The organism is Pedobacter sp. MR2016-19 (assembly GCF_014947265.1).
Classification (GTDB): Bacteria; Bacteroidota; Bacteroidia; order Sphingobacteriales; family Sphingobacteriaceae; genus Pedobacter.
This window is the reverse complement of the sequence record NZ_JADCNK010000015.1, coordinates 25,431-45,902: the sequence shown is the minus strand read 5'-3', so window position 1 is coordinate 45,902 and position 20,472 is coordinate 25,431. Positions and strand designations below refer to the sequence as shown.

The following is a 20,472-nucleotide window of genomic DNA, read 5'->3' as shown; positions in this document are numbered from 1 at the left end:
GAGCTTATATTTTCTTAAATGTCTTATATGGTTCAATATTTGAAAACGAACGCAATCCTAAATCGGCAACTCCTGCCCCGCTGTCCGCTTTACTCCGTTACACTTCGTGCCCGCCCCCCATCGGGTTTATGTAACAAAGTAATTCGCCCTGCCAAACCTTTTCCTTTCATCCGCCTATAATTATTACTTTTGAAAAGCGTAACCAAGTCTTTTCAGCATGAGAAAAATTATCCTTTTGTTTCTGACGATTATTTCCTACAAACTTTCGGCACAGGAAATTAATATTATCCCACAACCTGTAAGTATTAAAACAGGAAAAAATACCGAAAAATTTATCATTGATCAAAACACAGAAATTATTTCAAATGATTCTTTATCAAATTCAGCTTTATTTCTACAAAATTATATTCTACAATATTATAATATAAAACTTCGAATTAATCCTAATTCAACGAGCAAAAAAAACATAATTAAATTAGAAATAATTAGCCGGTTATTAAAAAACTTAAACGAATACGAGCTTATAAGCAACAACAATCAAACAATAGTTTATGCATGTTCAGAAAACGGACTTTTTTATGGTATTCAAACATTAATTCAGTTAATACCTGAGACCAAATCTCATTTATTACAAATTCCTGCGGTCGAAATTACCGATTATCCACGTTTCGATTACCGAGGCATGCACCTCGATGTAAGCCGCCATTTTTTTGATGTAGCCTTTGTAAAACAGTACATCGACTACTTAGCGCTGCATAAAATGAATTATTTTCATTGGCATTTAACTGATGACCATGGCTGGCGGATCGAAATCAAAAAATACCCCAAACTAACCGAAATCGTTGCCTGGCGCAACGGCAGCATTATTGGTTTATGGCCGGGAAAAGGAAATGAAAACATTAAATATCAGGTATTGCCAACAGAAGTAAAGATTACGCCAAAAGATGCTGTACTCCAAACAGATGGCATTAAACATGGCGGCTTTTACACACAAGAACAGATTAAAGAGGTAGTTGATTATGCCGCCAAACGTTACATTACCATTATTCCAGAAATTGAAATGCCTGCGCACAGCATGGCCTTATTAGCTGCTTACCCTGAATTAGGCACCGAGCCCAATAAAAAATATGAAGTTGCCGAAACCTGGGGAATGATGAACAAATACAATAATGTATTGCAGGCTTCTGATACCACATTTAAGTTTTTAGAAAATGTTTTAACAGAAGTAATGGACCTATTTCCATCGCCATACATCCATATTGGTGGTGATGAAGCTTCGAAAATATGGTGGAAAAAATCGGATGTTTCGCAAGAGATCATGAAAGCCAACGGATTGAAAAATGAAAGCGAACTACAAAGTTATTTTATCCGCAGGATGGAGAAATTTGTAAACAGCAAAGGCAAAACCATTATCGGCTGGAACGAGATTTTACAGGGCGGTTTAGCACCAAATGCGGTGGTAATGAGCTGGCAGGGCGAAAAAGGTGGTATTGAAGCTACCAAACAGCAACATAAGGTAATTATGACACCTGAAATTAAAATGTATTTTAACCACGCCCAATTTGTAAAAGAAGACAGTTTAACTGCGAATAAGTTTTCGCCACTAATTGATGTATACAATTATGAACCTATACCAGCCGAACTCTCTGCCGAACAGGCAAAATACATTTGGGGCGGACAAGCTTGTTTGTGGAGTGAATACATTACCAATCCGGCAAAAGTGCAGTATCAGCTTTTCCCAAGGTTAGATGCCTTAAGCGAAATTTTATGGAGTCCGAAAGAAAAACGCAATTACCCTGATTTTCAAAAACGCTTAAAAACACAGTTTAAGCGATATGATTTAATGGGCATTACTTATTCGAAAAGGTATTTAGAAAATTAGTGAATGATCTGTTTTGCCACCTGCATCTGATAAGTACCCGGTGTAATGCCCACGATCTTTTTAAATGCCCTGATAAAATAATTGGCATCGTTAAAACCAAGCTCATAACTTATCGAAGCCACTTTTGTCCCAGGATGGGTAAGTAAGATTTTGGCTTTGTTAATTTTTTCTGCCAGGATAAAATCGTTAGGACTAATGCCCAGTTCGCGCTTAAACAACCTATAAAAGGTTGCCTTGCTCATACAGGCCTTATCGCTCAGACTATTGATGCTGATCTTCTCGTTAAGGTTAGATTTAATGTAGTTCAGCACAAAGGCCAATGGATTTTGATTGAGGTTATAACCTTCATCGCTGATGGTTTTAAGATTTTGGGTCTGCATAATGCGGACCAATAATTCCTTTAAAGTTAAATCGGCTAAAACATCTTTTTCTTTTGTCCGTTCAGAACAGATCCTGATTACTTTATTGATAAGGTAGGCAATCTCTTCATTGTTATAAAAATGATATTCATCGTAGTTTAGCAGCCATTTCTCATTACTGCCTTCTTTCGGGAAAAACTCGTTCAAATAAGAAATTGTTTTTTGGATCTGCTCCTGATCTATAGCCAGGGCGATACATTGGGTGGGATTAAGATCTGAAGCTTCAGGAAAATCAATTTCCATGGTAACGGCAGGCGGAACAATAACAGTTTGGCCAGGAAAATAATCAAAACCTTTCTTATCAAATAAATGCATTACCTTTTTGCCCCTCAGCATGCTCGTAATTACAAAATCATTAAAAGTAAGCGGAACTTTATACGATTCGGTATAGGTTTCGAAAACATTTAATTCGCAACGCTCTAAGGTATAAGAGGTTCTATTCTCTACCAAAGTTTGCAAGGCTTCCGATGCACTGAGATTTACCTGATCTAATGTATGTTGCATAAACCGAAAAGATTTGGTCAGACATATTTAATAAACTCAAATATAATTATTTCAGCTAGTTATATCGTATGGATAAATGCCAGCAACCTGCATGACATGACCTAATCTCCATTTGCTGACTGTTAAGATCATTATGGTTTCAATTTGGTTACATTTCCTGAAATAATAATGCTATCAATTGATTCGATTGTACTATCTGCTCCATAGGCTTTGCCATTAGGTTTGTATTAACCAAATCTTAAAAACGTAAAATCATGATGAGCCATCCCATTAAAATCCTATACCAAATCCCGCTCAAAATGATTTTTAAAATTTAATAATCAATAATAATTATGGAAAATTTAATTGAAAAACCATCATTCAAAAGCCATTACGATAATTACATTGGAGGGAAATTTGTAGCCCCGGTAAAAGGTGCTTACTTCGATAACATATCGCCAATTGATGGTAAAGTTTTTACTAAAGCAGCACATTCCACAAAGGAAGATTTAGAATTAGCCGTTGATGCCGCACATGAGGCATTTAAAACCTGGAGCAAAACATCTTCTACAGAAAGAAGTATCATTTTGAACAAGATTGCACAGCGGATGGAAGATAACCTCGAATACCTGGCGGCGGTTGAAACCATCGATAATGGTAAGGCAGTTAGAGAAACCTTAGCTGCCGATTTACCATTAGGCGTAGACCATTTCAGGTATTTCGCGGGAGTAATCCGTGCCGAAGAAGGTTCACTTTCAGAACTCGATCAAAATACTGTTTCGTTAATCGTACATGAGCCGATTGGTGTAGTGGCGCAGATTATTCCATGGAATTTCCCATTGCTAATGGGCATCTGGAAACTTGCCCCTGCCCTTGCCGCGGGAAACTGTGTGGTGTTAAAACCAGCAGAAAGCACACCAGTTTCGATTATGGTTTTAATGGAATTAATCGGCGATTTATTACCTCCGGGAGTAATAAATGTGGTAAACGGTTTTGGAGCTGAACTTGGACGTGCCTTAGTGACCAATCCTAAAATTTCGAAAGCCGCATTTACAGGCTCTACCCCTACAGGCAGATTGGTGATGCAATATGCAACCGAAAATATCATTCCGGTTACACTGGAACTAGGCGGAAAATCACCCAACATTTTCTTCAGTTCGGTAATGGCAGAAGATGATGCCTTTTTAGATAAAGCGGTAGAAGGTGCAGTAATGTTTGCTTTAAACCAGGGTGAAATTTGTACCTGCCCATCACGTTTATTGATCCAGGAAGATATTTACGAAAAATTTATTGCCAAAGTAATCGAGAGAACAGAAGCGATAAAAATCGGTAGTCCTTTGGATAAAACGGTAATGATGGGTGCGCAAGCTTCGAAAATCCAATATGAAAAAATTGCGCAATACATTAAATTAGGTAAAGAAGAAGGTGCCGAAGTGTTAACTGGTGGCGAGGTGAACGAATTACCTGGCGAATTGGGTGGCGGTTATTACATCAAACCAACCATCTTTAAGGGCCATAACAAAATGAGGATTTTCCAGGAGGAAATTTTCGGTCCGGTATTGGCAGTTACTACCTTTAAAACAGTAGAAGAAGCCATTGAAATTGCAAACGACACTTTGTATGGTTTAGGTGCCGGTGTTTGGACACGCGATGCGCATGAGCTTTACCAGGTACCCAGAGCCATTCAAGCAGGTCGTGTTTGGGTTAATCAATATCATGCTTATCCTGCAGGTGCTCCTTTTGGTGGCTACAAGCAATCGGGCGTGGGTAGAGAAAACCATAAAATGATGTTAGGCCATTACCGCCAGACCAAAAACATGCTTATTTCTTACGATAAAAATAAATTAGGTTTCTTTTAGTTGGTCTGAATGAGGAGCTGTGTTATAAATACAAATTGTCATCATGAAAATTCATTCTTTAGCTAAAACATTGTATTTGTGATGACACTTTGAGGGATATCGTCATTCCCAACTTGATTGGGAATCCTAATGCAATACGCTTTAAGATTCCCGCCTACGCGGGAAAGACGACCGCTCTTGGAATCTGGCATTACTTTTATAATACAACATCTTTCTAAAAACCCGTTTTCCAACCTAAAAAAACGATTATGATCGAGCGAATAGACAGTACAGAAAAAGCAAAAGAGCTGATTGCGATACTTAAAGAAAAACACGGGGAACTGATGTTCTATCAGGCCGGTGGATGCTGCGAGGGTACACAGCCCCAATGTTTCGAAAAAGGAGGTTATTACCTGCGAATGCGCGATGTTTGTTTAGGTGAAATAGAAGGTTGCGAGTTTTGGGTAGACAGAGACCTGTTCGAGTATTGGAAATTCTCACACTTTACTTTAGATGTACTGGATGGATTTGGTGTAGGTGGCTTTTCGTTAGAAACCCCGCTTCAAAAAACCTTTAAGATCCATTACCGCTTATTCTCCGAAGAAGAATTAAAAGATTTAACTCCGGTTAAAACGGCAGAGTAATTTTGGTTTATTTGGTTTAAACAGAAGCCAGTTCGGAGCAATCCAGCTGGCTTTTTTTGTTTATATATTCTATGATAAATCGTCATCTCGACTGGAACGCAGTGAAATGGAGAAATCTATCCCGATAGATTTAGCTTCGCTGAGCACTTCGTGGTTCTCAACTTCGTTTTACTGCGCTCTAAATGACAGCCCTCTGTAGCATAGCATTGTTCATTTCACTTCATTCCCAATACCTTGTTTAACAGAATTTCAGATAACTCTAATAAAGCACATGCACTATTTTAAAAATTTATGCAATCTTTGCATTAAAAATTAAACCATGCGTAAACTATTTGCCGTCCTTTCTACCATCATTACCTTATTTGCCATTAAAGAAACGGTGTATGTATTTACTTCTAATGAAGCAGACATGGTTAAGCAAAAAGCCATCATGATTGTAATTGCGTTAAGCATTACCATACCATTAATCATTTTAACACTTTGGCTTTGGTCGCCGGGTAGAAATAAAAATGGTCAACAAAATTAAGCTATAAACTTACTTTTCAATTCGGGAGTTGGCACCCAGCAACTCTCCTGCTTTCCCCACCATTTGTAACGGTTTTTGGCAATTATATCGTAAACCCAGTCACGTATAAACTTAGGAATAATTAGAAATGCATAAAGAAGCGGAGTTAATCCATTGAGTTTTCGGGCCACTCTTAGTGCCGCTGAAGATTTGGTATAGAGTTTTCCATCCTCCAGCAATAAAATGGTATTCAATTTTTCCGGATCCGCATTAAATTTAGGCAGCATTTCTTTAGCGTAATCACCTTGTAGTGCAGTAAATTTGAATTGATCCTTTTTATCATGTTCAATAACAAATTGCACAGATGAATTACAGAGGTTACAAATGCCATCAAAGAAGATTACTGGTTGCCGGATCATAGATTATAAAAATAAAGTTTTTTAATGCAAAAACAGCCATCGTTTTCTCAGAATATTAAGCTTGTAGCAGAAAGACTAAAGCTAAAAAAACATAATCCCTATTATATTTTATAATTCTATCATTTTACTTTAGTCTTTAAAGCACTATCAAAAAATAATTTTACGTTTTTATATTTTGATAGAGAACAATTTAGCCACGAAACGCTAAAACAATCCAGCTTCAACTTTCTTACCTTAAAACATTTTTATATATTTGCCCAATCCTTCTTCCATGCAAAAGAAAACACTTCTTGACGGACAAAAAATTCAGATTACAATTAAGAGGCTCTGCCATCAATTAATTGAAAACCACGACGATTTCGCAAATACCGTTTTAATTGGCATCCAGCCAAGGGGTATTTTTTTAGCAGATCGTATTCATCAGGATCTTCAGCTTATCCTTAAAAACAAGAAAATTTTAAAGGGAAACCTGGATATTACTTTTTTCAGAGATGATTTCCGCCGTAAAGACGGATTGGTTACCGCAAGTAGCAACTCAATCGATTTTATTATCGAAGGCAAAAAAGTAATCTTAATTGATGATGTACTTTGGACCGGCAGAACCATTAGGGCAGCACTAGATGCCTTGCTTGCTTATGGCCGACCAGAGAAAGTGGAACTTTTAGTTTTAATAGACCGGAGGTTTAGCAGGCATTTACCTATAGAACCTGATTATATTGGGCATCAGGTAGATAGCTTAAACTCGCAACAGGTAAAAGTAACCTGGGCGAGTGAAGGAAGTGAAGATAAAGTGATTTTAATATCCGAAAATAATAAATAAAATGGCAGCAGAAAAACTATCAACCCGACATCTTTTAGGCATTAAAGATATTAACCGGAATGATATCGAATTGATTTTCGAAACTGCAGATAATTTCAAGGAAGTAATTAACAGACCGATCAAAAAGGTTCCTTCACTTCGTGACATTACGATTGCCAATATCTTTTTCGAAAACTCTACCCGTACCAAACTTTCTTTCGAACTTGCTGAAAAGAGACTTTCAGCTGATGTGGTTAATTTTGCCGCGTCATCATCATCTGTAAGCAAAGGTGAAACCCTGATTGATACTGTAAACAACATCTTATCAATGAAAGTTGATATGGTGGTAATGCGTCATCCTTATGCCGGAGCAGGTCAGTTTTTAAGTAAACATGTAAAGGCTCAAATTGTAAATGCCGGAGATGGCGCACATGAACACCCAACTCAAGCTTTACTTGATGCTTTTTCCATTCGTCAAAAACTGGGCGCTGTAGCTGGTAAAAAAGTAGTAATTGTAGGCGACATCCTGCACTCTCGTGTAGCCATATCAAACATTCTTTGCCTGCAGCGTTTAGGTGCGGAGGTAATGGTTTGCGGTCCTACAACCCTAATTCCTAAACATATCCATCAATTGGGTGTAAAGGTCGAGCATAACCTTATTAAAGCTTTAAACTGGTGCGATGTAGCAAACATGCTGCGCATCCAATTGGAGCGTCAAGACATTAAATATTTTCCATCGCTAAGGGAATACGCCATGATGTATGGTCTAAACAAACAGATTTTAGATAATCTTGATAAAGAAATCATCGTCATGCATCCCGGCCCAATAAACAGAGGTGTTGAGATTACCAGCGACGTGGCCGACAGCAAACAATCGATTATTTTAGAACAGGTAGAAAACGGAGTGGCCGTGAGAATGGCTGTGCTGTATCTGTTGGCAAGTCAGGGGTAGATTAGTTTGGATTTCTTAGTCCGAAGTTCTCAGTCTATAGTCGTGAGTCCTCAGTCCAGAGTCATCAGCTGCATTGGTTGATGGCTTGATGTAATTCAAGATTTTATAGTGGCAGTTGGCAATGTAACAATCCCCAACAATTTAACAATTACCACAATACAGTTAACCAGTTTAAACAATTACCACGCTCGTTTTTTCCACATTCGTTCACCCCTGAATACCAAACCAAAAATCCTATCGTTAATTTGTGTTATTAACAGATGTTAATTACTTCTGTTGATAAGCTTTGATACTATTTCTAATTTAGTACCAACCATATTTGAAACCAATGCAGAAAAAATACTTACTAATTCCGCTAATTTTAGCTGGAAGTTTTAGCACTTACGCTCAGGTTAACGCGGTGCAGAACCTCAACAAAAACTATCAAACGGGCTTAGAATTATTAGACAAAGAAAAATACACTGCAGCTGCCCAACAGTTTAAACTTGTTGAGCTGCAACGTTATAAACCTTCTACCCAGACAGAGAGCAATGCCGAATTGTCTTTACTGAAAGAGAATGCAAAATTTTATGCTGCCGTTTGTGCACTTGAATTAACCAATGCAGATGCTGAAAGCTTGTTTCAGGCCTTTATCCGCGATTATCCGTTAAACCCGAACACCAAACTGGCTTATTTCTACGTTGGAAAAACTTATTTCAACCAAAAAAACTATAAAAAAGCTTTAGAATGGTTCGAAAAAACAGATCCTTCTACACTTTCGGGTAAGCAAAGAAACGAATACCAGTTTAAGCAGGGTTACGCATATTTCGAACTTAAAGACTACGACAAAGCAGAACCTTTATTCGAAAAAGTTAAAAAAGAAGAAGGCGATTTTCAGGAAAGTGCTACCTACTACTTTGCTTACATCAATTACTTAAATAAAGAATATAAAACGGCACTGGCCAACTTCGAAAAGTTAAAGGGCTCTCCTACTTATGAGGCGAGTTATCCATACTACATCACTTCGATGTACTATCTTGATGAGCGTTACGATGATGTAATCAGCTATGCCTTGGCTTCTATTCAAAAAACCAGACAACAATTCGAACCAGAAATGCTGAGTCTGGTTGCTGCTTCGTACTTTGCAAAATCTGAATTCAAAAATGCGGAAAAGTATTTCGCCGAATATTATGCAAAAGATAAAAGCGAAACCAAGAACAATCTCTTCATTTACCAATACGGATATTCCTTGTTTCAGAATAAAAAGTACAAAGAGTCTGTTGCCGTTTTAGAAAAACTGAATACTGATGATATTTACCTGCAGAATGGTATGCATACGCTGGGTAAAGCATTTATCCAGTTGGGCAACAAGCAGAAAGCGCAAAGTGCCTTTTTCAGGGCTTCGCGTTTAAGTTTTGATAAGGGCATACAAGAGGAAGCCTGGTTAAACTATGCCAAATTAAGTTACGAGTTAGAATTCCACCAGCAAGCTTTAGAGGCTACACAAGGTTTCTTAAAAACTTTCCCGAAATCGCGCAAAATAAACGAGGCGAAAACCTTATTGGGTGAGGTTTTATTAACCACTAAAAACTACCAGGCAGCTGTAGATATTCTGGAGCCAATTCCGGATAAAAACCTTGAGGCCAAAGAAGCTTATCAAAAGGTAACCTATTTCCGTGGATTAGAGTTTTATAACGAAAGGGCATTTCCGAATGCATTATCAATGTTTTTACGTTCTGAAACGTTCCCCGAAGACAATGAGATCAATGCATTAAATACTTACTGGAAAGCAGAATCAATGTACGAGTTACGTAAGTATGGCGAAGCGGTTAGCACTTTCGAAAAATTTTTAAAGATGCCAGATGCCGATAAAACAGGTGTTTACAATTTCGCAAATTATGCTTTGGCTTATGCTGCTTTCGAAGATGAGAAATACAGCAAAGCAGCTACTTATTTCGAAAAATTCCTTGCTGGTAATGATAAAGATCAAAAAACCATTGATGATGCGACCATTCGTTTAGCCGATTCGTATTTCGTAAATAAAAATTATGGTGATGCAATGGCCAATTATAACAAAATCATCAGCCGCAAAACCACTTCTGAAGATTATGCCACTTTCCAAAAAGGAATGATCCAGGGATTGGAAACGCAGTACGATGCGAAAATTGCAACGATGCAAAGCTTGTTAAATACTTTTCCAAATTCAAATTATGCTGATGATGCCGGCTTCGAAACCGCTTATACTTATTTCAACAAAGGCGATTTTGATAAATCTAAATCAGATCTTGTTGCATTGGTGGCCAAATACCCACGCAGTAGCTATGTAGCGAAAGCCCTGGTTACCATTGGCTTGGTTCAGTACAATCAAGACCAGGATGATGCCGCTTTAGAATCGTTCAAAAAAGTAATCCGCGATTACCCAACTGCCGACGAAGCTAAACAGGCGATGGAATCGATCAAGAACATTTACGTAGATCGTGGCGACGCAAATGGTTTTATTACTTATGCGGCTACTACCCCACTTGGAAATTACTCTGGTTCAGAACAGGATAACATCGTTTTTGCCGCAGCCAATAATACCTATCTAAAAGGAGATGCGAATGGCGCATTCCAGGCAGTAAATGCTTATTTCGATAAATTTCCTAAGGCTAACCATGAAAAAGAAGCTAAATTTATCAGGGCAGAATCGTTGGTTAAATTAGGTCGTCCGGATGAAGCCATTCCTGATTACGAATTTATCTTAAACGACTGGACGAGCGATTACACCGAACGTTCTTTAGTAAGTATTTCTCAACTCTTCTTAAATCAGAAGAAATACAACGAAGCGATTGTTTACCTGAAAAGATTAGAAACCACAACCGATTACAAATCCCACTATAGTTTTGCCATCAATAATTTATTAAAGGCTTACACCGCCTTAAATATGCCTGATGACATGCTTAAATATGCACAGCTGACCAAAGAATCGGAAAAAGCTTCGGAAGAAGAAAAAAACAGTTCCAGCTTATACTCTGGTAAAGCTTACTTGTTAAAAGGCGATACTACCACAGCCATAAAAGAATTTAAAAATGTAGTGGCTAAAACAAAAACCATTGCTGCTGCCGAAGCAAAATACAATTTAGCTTTATTAGAATACAACAAAGGTGATTTCAAAACTTCATCTAAAACCTGTTTTGATCTGGTTAACAACATGGCCGCTTACGATTATTGGGTAGCGAAAGCATTTATCCTTTTATCTGATAATTATGTGGCATTAAAAGACAATTTACAGGCAAAAAGTACACTTCTCAGTATAATTGATAATTACGAAGGCAAGGACGATATCATTCCTACAGCCAAAGAAAAACTAGAAAAACTAAACCAGAAGAAGTAGCATTATGAAATCGATTAAATATATATATAGTTCACTGTTTTTTTTAGCTGCTGGATTAATGACTGCTCAGGCACAGGATAAAAAAACTGAGGAAAAAGGGGTGGTAAACGAAGAGATTGAAGTAGTGCGCCCATATAAGCCAATTTTGGCCGAAGCGGTAAAGTTGAGAAGAAGCCCGAATTTGGACGATGTTAAAACTTACAAAGCAAAATTAAACTATAGCATTTTAGATAGAAAGCTGGAGTTGAATAGTGATATCCAAAAGTTACAGGCACAAGCCTTAGCTGAAGAAAAAGCAAGCATTTTGGTTAACAACTACGTAAAAGGTGCATTCGGATCGTTGGGTACTCTTTTGGGCGAAGCCTATTTTAACACCGGCAAAGATGAAGGACTACAGGTTGGTGGTTATTTTAAACACTTTAGTCAGCAAGGAAAATTAAACAAACAGAACAGCAGCAACCAACAGTTAAGTGTTTTTGGTCGCAGTATTTTAGATGAAAATACCGTAAGTGGACGCATTAATTTTGAGCGTAACGGCACTTATTTTTACGGTATAGATGATGCCCGGCCAACACTAAATCCAAATCCCGATAAGCAGGCTTTAACTACCATCGAATTAGAAGGTGAACTGGTAAAAAACTTTACTGAAGATGAAGATGCTTTTAGTTATGCTTTAAAAGCCAATGGTTATATCTGGAACGATAAATTTAGCGCCAAAGAAAATTACCTCAGCTTAAACGGTTATGTAAACAAACGTATCAATTCTTTAAACCTTGGCTTAGCTGCATCAACCGAATTTGGAAACACCAAAGATGCTTTAACCAGTGTTGGCAATAACCTGTTGCGTTTAAACCCTTATATCCGTTTACAGGTTAAAGGTGCTAAAATTACTGCAGGAGTTAATTTTGTACAGGAATTTGGCGCCTACAGCAGTTCAAAGATATTCCCGGCAATTACTGCCGATTTCACACTGATTCCTGATTATTTGCAGGTTTTTGGCGAGGTTAAGGGAGATGTAAACAGAAACTCTTTAAAAGGTTTTACAGATGAAAACCCTTGGCTAAACAACAATATTTTTGTAAAAAATACGGTAGAAAAATTAAGTTTTAGTGCAGGTATTAAGGGTACCGGCGGACCAGGTTTTGGTTACAAAGCCCGTATCTATGTAAAACAGTTTGATGATATGCCTTTGTTCGTAAATAACTTTACTGACTTTAATAAGTTTGATGTGATATACGATTTCGGTAAAACAAAATTAACGGGTTTAGAAGGCGAAATTTCTGTTCAGGTAAGTGATGCTTTAAAATGGACCGGTAAATTAAACGTCGACGATTGGAAGCCTGCTTCTGAAACTTACTCCTGGTTTAAACCAGGTTTAAAAGTGAGCTCGAACTTTATGTATACCTTTAACAAAAAACTAAGCTTTAATGCAGGTGTTGTGATCCAAGATGACGTAAAAGCTAAAGTATACACGGGTGCTCCTGTTCCCGCTTCACAATATGTAATTCCCAATACTAATATAGAACTTATTGAAACGGTTAAAGGTTATGTAGATTTAGGGCTCGGTGCAGATTACAGGATCAATAAAAAATTCTCTGTTTTTGCTAAAGCAAACAACATCTTAAATAAAAACTACAGTAGATATTTGTACTATCAGGTTAATGGATTTAATATTTTCGGAGGCTTGACTTACTCATTTTAGGATAGAGAAACCTCTAAAGTCTTACTGAAACAAAAAAATGCCTTCCGAAATCGGGAGGCATTTTTTTATGGGCTTTTTAGTAAAATCTTCATTGCCTAAAGTCTGTTTTTAAAAAACAAAGTATTTGGAATAACAGGTATAATCAGATAGTCATTTCAACCGTATCGTCATTGCGGGAAGGCTTTTTCTGCCGACAGCCTGCCCCGATTTTCGGGGAAGCAATCTTACAACGATCGCTACTAGCATGCGCATTAAGATTATTCATTTTTGCAGTTGCTTTTAAAGGCATTCATGAGCTCAATCGTTCGGTTATCTTCGTGCCTCGCAATGACAATTTTTATATTGGAGGTCTTGTCAATGGTACAGGTTAGAATTTTTCAAATACATCGGAGGGCTGATGACAGATATACAAGGGCGTCATTTCGACCGCAGTGGAGAAATCTTTGAACTATTTTAAAAGATTTCTCCATTTCGCTGCGCTTCAGTCGAAATGACGACAATTTTTTAAATCTGTCAATTTATAGCGTAGTCAAACGCATTTATTTGCGATTTATCAATCTTAAGAAGTCTTCGACTACGCTCAGTCTGACAACCGCCGTACTTAACATAATTACATTGCCTGAAAAAGCTTTCTCAGCAATGATGTTATTTTAAGAAAATTATTTTTACTTAAACCGATATCCTATCCCAATCCTAAAAACCTGATTAGTCTGTTTAAAAGAACCCAAACTATTGCTCACCTTGTATGGCGTTAACCATTGGTAGCTTCCATTGATATCAAATTGCTTAATGTGAATACTGATGCCGCCTGTTAAGCCAACGTTTATCTTATTCATTACCGTATTAGCCAATGCAGTATTGATCTCTTTACTATGGCTTATCGTATCGCGTGGATCGGCTATAGCATTCGATGCAGCGATAATTCCAGATTGTTTTATTGGAAAACCAATTACCGGACCTGCTTTAATGCTTACATGTTTCGAAATTTTGTAACTCGCTGTTATAGGAACGTCTGCAGCAATCACCTTTTGTTCAGCTGTAATCGTAAACGGAGGCAAAGAATCAGGTTGATAATAATTAGGGTGTGTAAATTCGCCTGCAATTTTTTGATAACTATTAACATTTAAACCAACAGAAAGCTGCCACTTCTTATTTAGCGCATAAGTACCAAATATGCCTGCATAAAAACTACTATTACCCTTTTGTACATTCATTCCTGCTGTTATGCCATAACTGTAGGTTGGCTCTGCATCATTTTCCTGCTTGGTTTTAACTGTTTTAATTTTAGGGAACCTGATATTTTTTACCTTCTGGTTTTTACCAGAAGTAATCCGATATGCTTTATTATTATTCTGTTTCTTGTTGCTCTTTCCTGATGATGCATTTCGCAAATTATTAGTGTTATACATGGGCAATGCTGTATTTTGACCTAAAATCGAAATAGGTGAAGGAAGAAAATTAGAGCGGCTATTTTCCCGTTGAAATCCTTCTGGTGCCAATAATAAAGCGCTACCCTTCACAAATGAACTATCCATTTTTTGACCAATATTTCCGGGAACCTCAATTTTTGAGTTAACGCTTAGTGGTTGCGCACCTAAATTCTCAAATGGTTTAGACCGATCTGACCTTTTTATAACATCCTGCCGGTTTTTAAAAGGAGAAAAAGCATTTGTTTTCGCAGCAGCTAAAGTTAAGTTTTCAATGCCCTTTGTCTTTTCTACAAGCCTGACACCATCATGATCAACTGTTTTATTTTGCTCCACAGCTGCATCTATCGAATCCCCTGCCCCATTAATGCTATCTTTAATACTTGTTGTATCAGCTATTTCATTGTAATTTAATACCGTATTACTATCTACAGAAATTGAATCTGCAAGGATGGGCTTAACTTTATGATGTGTTTCTTTATGTTTATTTTTTGATTTCAGAACGGTGAAATAGCCTACAGTAGAAGCTGTAACGGCTACAGATAACGAATAACCAATTACTTTGAACAATTTGGCTCCAGTTGATACATTAGGCCCGTGGCCACCTGCCGTACTGACTGGCATCTGCTCATTGAGCAGTTTGTGCATACCCGCCCAAGAGGCATCCGAAACATCCTTAACTGGTAAACTATCGAATTTATTGCTCCAGAGTTTATGATACCATGCTGAATTTCTCATCTTCTTTTTATGTTTTCAGTTGGTTTATCAATTGTTGAGGAAGCTAACATCTTCCTCAACTGTTTCTTTGCTTCTGTGAGGTGCCACCTTGAGGTACTCTCGGTAATATTCAAATGTTCTCCAATTTCTTTATGTGAGTAGCCATCTATAACCGAAAGGTTAAAAACCAACTGGGTCGCAGTTGGCAGCAGGCGTATCAATTTTAGGAGATCTTCTACAAAAAGCTTATCTAGTACCGATGGTTGAATAAAGATTTCCTCTATCTCATCCTGGCTAACCGTTTCATTAAACCTGGCTTCTCTTCTGCTAATATCAATGCACGATCTCACCATTACCGTCCTGATCCAGGCACCAAATTCTCCTTTTTTAGCATCAAAGGTCTGGATATGCTGAAAAATCTTCAAAAAACCAACGTTCAGCGCATCTTGCGCCAGATCATCAGATTTTAAATAACGGAAACATATACGCAGCATATCGGCATAGTAAAGCTTATAGAGACCTTCCTGCGCTTGCCGCTCATTGGCTTTGCAGCCTTTGATCAGTTTAGTATCTTGCTTAAAAAAAAGGTTCATCCATTTGGTTCGGTAAGCGGTTTTTCATCGTGTTGTAATAAGATTACGCAATGAATATGAAAAACGCTGGGTTAAAATTAACTTATTTTTTTCCAGTCTATTTTACTTTTTCGACCAAGCGTTTATAATACTGCGTTCGTATAAGCTTATAAACCCTAACCTATGCGCCATACCCAAAGCTACAACAGACATAACGAATGGTACAACACACATTTCCCATCTGAAAGTGCTAAAACTGATTTTTATGAAAAATCGACAGCAACGGGCGAAAATAATATAGCTTATTGGCTGCAAAAACTCTTTTTTAACTGCCTTGACCCGCTTCTGTACAAAAAGGACCAGCGTTGGCTTACTATTGGTGATGCTTATGGATTTGATGCGCAGTATATCCTTAATTCAGGCAACAGGGTATTGGCAACCGATCTTAATACCGATTTTTTGAATATTGCGCTAAAAAAAGGGATTATTAATACTTGTGCTGCGGAGAATGCAGAAAAACTCACGCAAGAAGACAATAGTTTTGATTTTGTGCTTTGTAAAGAATCCTATCACCATTTCCCGAGGCCTTATGCTGCAATGTACGAAATGATCAGGGTGGCCAGATGTGGTGTGGTAGTAATAGAACCACAAGATCCGGTAACCAAGATGCCGCTTTTACTAATGTTAAGCAATCTTTTGGACAGGAATGCACGTTTTTTGAATAAATTATGGAAAAACCGTTTTTCGTTCGAGCCGGTTGGAAATTTTGTATACAAAGTATCGGAAAGAGAATTTGAAAAACTGGCAGCTGGTTTAGGTCTACCTTTGGTCGCTTTTAAAAAGATCAATCCAAACTACTGGTTTAAAGGGGCAGATTTAACATCAACCCATAGTAAACAGTTTTTCTTTATTAGAATGAAGAAGTTCCTCTTTGATGTCCTTGTTAAGGTAAAAGCCATGCCCTCGCAGGTATTAACTACGGTTATTTTTAAACAGTTGCCAGATGAGAATACCATAAACCTGCTCAAGAAAAACGGCTACGATTTGGTTTATATTCCAGAAAACCCTTATCTGAATTAAGCGATACCCACTCTTATCATACACTCACATCTAAATAAAATATGAAAATCAACTCAACACCTAAAATCCTTTACTTCTTCTCAATCTTAACGTTACTAGGTTTTTTGATGCTAACTTACTTTTTTTATCCCCGTGTGCTATGGAGCGAATTCTTCGCATCAGCAGCTATTTTTTTGCCCATTGCGGTTGGAATTATTATTTCCGCTATTCTTTTATTTATAGGAATATACCTGATGATTAAAGGCATAAACCATGGAAAGGAAAAAAAACACGTTAGATATTTATAGCCGAAATAAAAAATACAAAAAAGATTTTAAGTAAGTTATTATCAATAGATCTTATAGGGCTTGCATAAAAAAGTATAACATATTATTTTTCATATATTTATGATAGTTTTTACTAATCTTAGTGCAAGCTTTTTCATAAGGTATGCTCAAAAAGCTTGCATTAGATTTTCAACTATAAATTTTTGACCAATAAGCACGGCTGATTATCGTTAATTTTTCGGTATATGTGACCTATTTTTGTTTTAAAAGACATTACTCTAATGAAAATTTGAAAACCTTGAGTTTTTCAGCAGCCCCTATATATGGTTGCATATTTGAAGTATCTTTAAACTCAAGCTTATTTAATAGCAAGTGAATGTGGGCTAAAAATATTATCTTTCAATTTTCAACTGATCAAATAATAACATATGTTAAATCGATTATTACCATTCGCATTCATCTCAATTGTTTTTTCGGCTTGTGTAAAAAAAGATATAAAGCAGTTTGTTACTGAAGAAAGGGTTGATATCCAAACCATATCGCCAGATTCGACTGATTTTTCTGAATTGCAGGCCATTGGAAAGGCAATTGGTGATTCGAGGGTGGTGATGTTGGGCGAACAAGACCATGGCGACTCACCAGCTTTTTTGGCGAAAACAAGATTAGTTAAATATCTTCATGAACAAAAAGGATTCAATGTTTTGGCCTTTGAAAGTGACTTTTTTGCATTAAACGAAGGCTGGGATCGACTGGAAAAGCAAAAATCTAAAATTGATCCTTTCCTATCAAGCAATATTTTTAGTATGTGGAGCAAATGTAATTCTTGCGACGATTTATTGTACCATTATGTGCCAAAAACTTATCGAGATAAAAATCCACTAATCATATCTGGTTTCGATAATCAGGTACATGGCCGCTACAGCAACACAAATTTGAAAACATTTATCGACAATTATCTAAAAGAGAAAAGGATAAACTACGCTAACACTAAAAACTATAAAATTGATTTTCTTTCCTTTATCGATTCGATAACGTATAATAAAAATCTTCAGAAACAGCTAAAATTTAAAGAAGCACTACAACAAATCAGCAATGAACTTTCTGCAGGTGATCCTAAGGCTTTTGAAACGATGCTACTTAAAAGCTTAATGGCATTAACTGAAAGTGAGATTTCTTTTTTAAGCAAAAAAAGTGATGATTCTGAAATTAGGGATAAACAAATGGCAGAGAATTTAAAATGGCTATTAAAGTACAAGTTTCAAAAAGAAAAAATTATTGTTTGGGCACATAATGCACATATTATTAAACACCCCGAACTAATCAAAAACTCAAAATGGCACAATAATAAAGAGACGAAAATTATGGGCAATTTATTCACAGCAGACCCAGAGCTTAACAAACAAACTTATATTATGGGTTTTAACTCTAGGGTTGGAAGTACTGGCATAATTACCTACAAAAAGTATGCTGTAGAGACACCAGCTAAGAACAGTTTTGAAACCTGGATTCCAGAAACTGTACCCTATACATTCGTAAACTTTAAGCAGTTTCGTGAAGAAAATCCTGACAATAAAAAACCTTTCCTGATGAAGGGCGTGTATCATTTTACTGAATCTGCATCTTGGTCGGATATTTACGATGGCATTTTTTATATTCGGGAGATGTATCCTTGTGCTCGAGTAATTAAATAATTATAGCACTAGTAATTTCACGAAAAGATAGTAAACCCAAGCAGTTAGCAACAAAGCACACGCAATTTACAAAAAGCCAACTGCATTGAAACAAATCACATATCAAATAATTGTAAAGCTTGTCTACTTATCCCACCACACCCTGGCGGTAAGTACATCGCCGCCTGCTATTCTTGCCACAGCATCTTTATAATTCTGGGGGTTGTTCAGCACTTCGGTTGATAGGTAGATCATCCGGCGGGGAATAGTGCCATTGGTAACGTTACCCTTGTAGTTTATGGGTATAAGCTTGGGGTAATCGCTTCTTTTCCAATTTAACCAGGCTTCTATAAAATTAAAATTGGTGCCGGTGGCCACCCAATACTGTGTATTGATTGAAGCTAATGCATTTTGTGTGCTGCTTTCATCAAGTGGGTTCTGGTTAACAAACGCAGTAATTTTGTTAGCATCAACCGTTGCCGAAGGATCTAACTGGGCAAGTGACTGTATGGCTCCGGTTAATCCGTTAGTATAATGTAGTTTTGCCGTACCACTAATATCCCATCCCCTCACTTTAGCTTCGGCAAGTAAAAATTCAGTTTCGGCGTAACTTAGAATAAAAATCGGGCCGCCCAATTTAAGATATACTGCGGTACGTGGTCTGGAGTATTTCCCGAGCGGCGCAAAATCACTTCCGCTGCCTGTACCGCCCGGATAGTTTGGCGAATGACTGATATCAGTTGCCCCACCCTGCAGATCAAACCCGTTAGGCATTCCTAACTGAACTGCTGCGTCGGTATTTCCGTTTAGGTTTTGATCAGCATTCCTGGTCAGTCCATCTTTTGGTACTTCACCTATCACACTCAACCTGGGGTCGTTGGTATTCTTTAACTGATCGATTAAGGTTTTGCTCCAGCGTACTTCCAGGTAATCAGAAAAGGTTCTTAAAGCAAGTGATGTTCCGTTCTGACTGTTAAAGGAAGAAGCATCGGTCAACAGAATCGCATTGTCATTGATGTCTGTAAAGGTTTTATCAGCAACCTTCTCTGCCCAGCGCCTGGCTTTTTCCGGATCGCTCTTGGTTAAGCGCATCGCAACCCTAAGCATTAAAGAGTAACCAAACTTCTTCCATTTTGCAACATCGCCCTTATAAAAAAGATCGGCAGTTGGTCCTGGTTTTTCAATATCCAGTTGTGCTGTAGCGGCATCAAGATCGTTCAGCATTTGGTTGTAAATATCTTCCTGCCGATCGTAAACAGGGTATTTAACACCCTGCATGGCTTTAACTGCCTCCGTATAAGGTACGTCTCCATAGGTATCGGTAATTCTTTGTAAAACCAGCACGAACATGATATCGCCAATGGCAATCAGGTTTTTATACGCTACAGGATCTTTCAATCTGGCCAGTCGTTGCATCTCTCTGATGGATGAAGCATCCTTATATCCTTCGTCAAAAATACGCCCTTGATAATCGGTAAAACTGCCCACATTGATGTATTTATCTCCATTATTGTAATAATAATAGGTAGAGGCAAGCAATTGCATCATGGTACTTTGGTACAAAAGCTGGTAATACCCCAAATTAGCATATTTTAACTGTGCCTGGGCAAGCAGGCTATTGGGATCGTAATTACTTTCTGTCAGTTTGGTTGGATCGGTATTGATCTGATCCAACTTTGCTTTAGAACAGCTGCCCATTAAAGCCAGAAAAAAAATACCCAAAACACATAACTTTCTCATCACCA

Annotated in this window: 15 protein-coding genes; 10 read left to right on the top strand and 5 right to left on the bottom strand. The window is 37.5% G+C overall.

The window, feature by feature from the left end; translation table 11 throughout:
- Positions 1-217: 217 nt before the first annotated feature.
- Entirely contained in the window at positions 218-1,882 is a 1,665-nt protein-coding gene (locus IM793_RS17660) for a beta-N-acetylhexosaminidase (RefSeq protein ID WP_193423625.1), read from the top strand.
- Here IM793_RS17660 and IM793_RS17655 read toward each other — a convergent pair.
- Complete coding sequence (locus IM793_RS17655; protein ID WP_193423623.1) at positions 1,879-2,805, bottom strand: AraC family transcriptional regulator; 927 nt, start codon at positions 2,803-2,805, stop codon at positions 1,879-1,881. The genes IM793_RS17660 and IM793_RS17655 overlap by 4 nt on opposite strands.
- A 332-nt stretch (positions 2,806-3,137) precedes the next feature.
- Here IM793_RS17655 and IM793_RS17650 point away from each other — a divergent pair, with 332 nt between their 5' ends.
- From IM793_RS17650 to IM793_RS17640, 3 genes are all read left to right on the top strand, one after another.
- Complete coding sequence (locus IM793_RS17650) at positions 3,138-4,643, top strand: aldehyde dehydrogenase family protein (RefSeq protein ID WP_193423621.1); 1,506 nt, start codon at positions 3,138-3,140, stop codon at positions 4,641-4,643.
- Between the two features lie 248 nt (positions 4,644-4,891).
- Positions 4,892-5,266 (top strand): DUF779 domain-containing protein, encoded by a 375-nt coding sequence (locus tag IM793_RS17645; RefSeq protein ID WP_121287232.1) that lies wholly within the window; start codon positions 4,892-4,894, stop codon positions 5,264-5,266.
- Positions 5,267-5,585: 319 nt separating this feature from the next.
- Positions 5,586-5,792: a hypothetical protein gene (locus tag IM793_RS17640; RefSeq protein ID WP_193423619.1), complete on the top strand. Its 207-nt coding sequence runs from the start codon at positions 5,586-5,588 to the stop codon at positions 5,790-5,792.
- Here IM793_RS17640 and IM793_RS17635 read toward each other — a convergent pair.
- Positions 5,789-6,190, bottom strand: a complete 402-nt coding sequence (locus IM793_RS17635) for a thiol-disulfide oxidoreductase DCC family protein (RefSeq protein ID WP_193423617.1) — start codon at positions 6,188-6,190, stop codon at positions 5,789-5,791. The genes IM793_RS17640 and IM793_RS17635 overlap by 4 nt on opposite strands.
- Before the next feature lie 271 nt (positions 6,191-6,461).
- Between IM793_RS17635 and pyrR the strand changes: the two genes are divergently transcribed.
- The 4 genes from pyrR (at position 6,462) to IM793_RS17615 (ending at position 12,995) form a co-directional block, all read left to right on the top strand.
- Positions 6,462-7,010, top strand: a complete 549-nt coding sequence (pyrR, locus tag IM793_RS17630) for a bifunctional pyr operon transcriptional regulator/uracil phosphoribosyltransferase PyrR (protein WP_138817984.1) — start codon at positions 6,462-6,464, stop codon at positions 7,008-7,010.
- Position 7,011: 1 nt separating this feature from the next.
- The gene (locus tag IM793_RS17625) at positions 7,012-7,941 is read left to right on the top strand and encodes an aspartate carbamoyltransferase catalytic subunit (protein WP_193423615.1); all 930 of its coding nucleotides are present in this window, start codon (positions 7,012-7,014) and stop codon (positions 7,939-7,941) included.
- A gap of 328 nt (positions 7,942-8,269) precedes the next feature.
- On the top strand, positions 8,270-11,293 hold the full coding sequence (locus IM793_RS17620) for a tetratricopeptide repeat protein (protein ID WP_193423613.1): 3,024 nt from the start codon (positions 8,270-8,272) through the stop codon (positions 11,291-11,293).
- A 4-nt stretch (positions 11,294-11,297) separates the two neighbouring features.
- Entirely contained in the window at positions 11,298-12,995 is a 1,698-nt protein-coding gene (locus IM793_RS17615; protein WP_193423611.1) for a TonB-dependent receptor, read from the top strand.
- A 665-nt stretch (positions 12,996-13,660) separates the two neighbouring features.
- Here the strand turns inward: IM793_RS17615 and IM793_RS17610 are convergent.
- Positions 13,661-15,160 (bottom strand): outer membrane beta-barrel protein, encoded by a 1,500-nt coding sequence (locus IM793_RS17610; protein ID WP_193423608.1) that lies wholly within the window; start codon positions 15,158-15,160, stop codon positions 13,661-13,663.
- A complete protein-coding gene (locus tag IM793_RS17605; RefSeq protein WP_193423606.1) occupies positions 15,157-15,732 on the bottom strand; it encodes an RNA polymerase sigma factor in 576 nt (191 codons plus the stop codon). Before IM793_RS17605 ends, IM793_RS17610 begins: the two co-directional genes overlap by 4 nt.
- Before the next feature lie 162 nt (positions 15,733-15,894).
- Between IM793_RS17605 and IM793_RS17600 the strand changes: the two genes are divergently transcribed.
- Complete coding sequence (locus IM793_RS17600; RefSeq protein ID WP_193423604.1) at positions 15,895-16,791, top strand: class I SAM-dependent methyltransferase; 897 nt, start codon at positions 15,895-15,897, stop codon at positions 16,789-16,791.
- 694 nt (positions 16,792-17,485) lie between these two features.
- The gene (locus IM793_RS17595) at positions 17,486-18,748 is read left to right on the top strand and encodes an erythromycin esterase family protein (RefSeq protein WP_193423602.1); all 1,263 of its coding nucleotides are present in this window, start codon (positions 17,486-17,488) and stop codon (positions 18,746-18,748) included.
- Between the two features lie 123 nt (positions 18,749-18,871).
- On the opposite strand, the gene IM793_RS17590 is transcribed toward IM793_RS17595, so the two are convergent.
- Positions 18,872-20,467: a SusD/RagB family nutrient-binding outer membrane lipoprotein gene (locus IM793_RS17590; protein WP_193423599.1), complete on the bottom strand. Its 1,596-nt coding sequence runs from the start codon at positions 20,465-20,467 to the stop codon at positions 18,872-18,874.
- Positions 20,468-20,472: the final 5 nt, after the last annotated feature.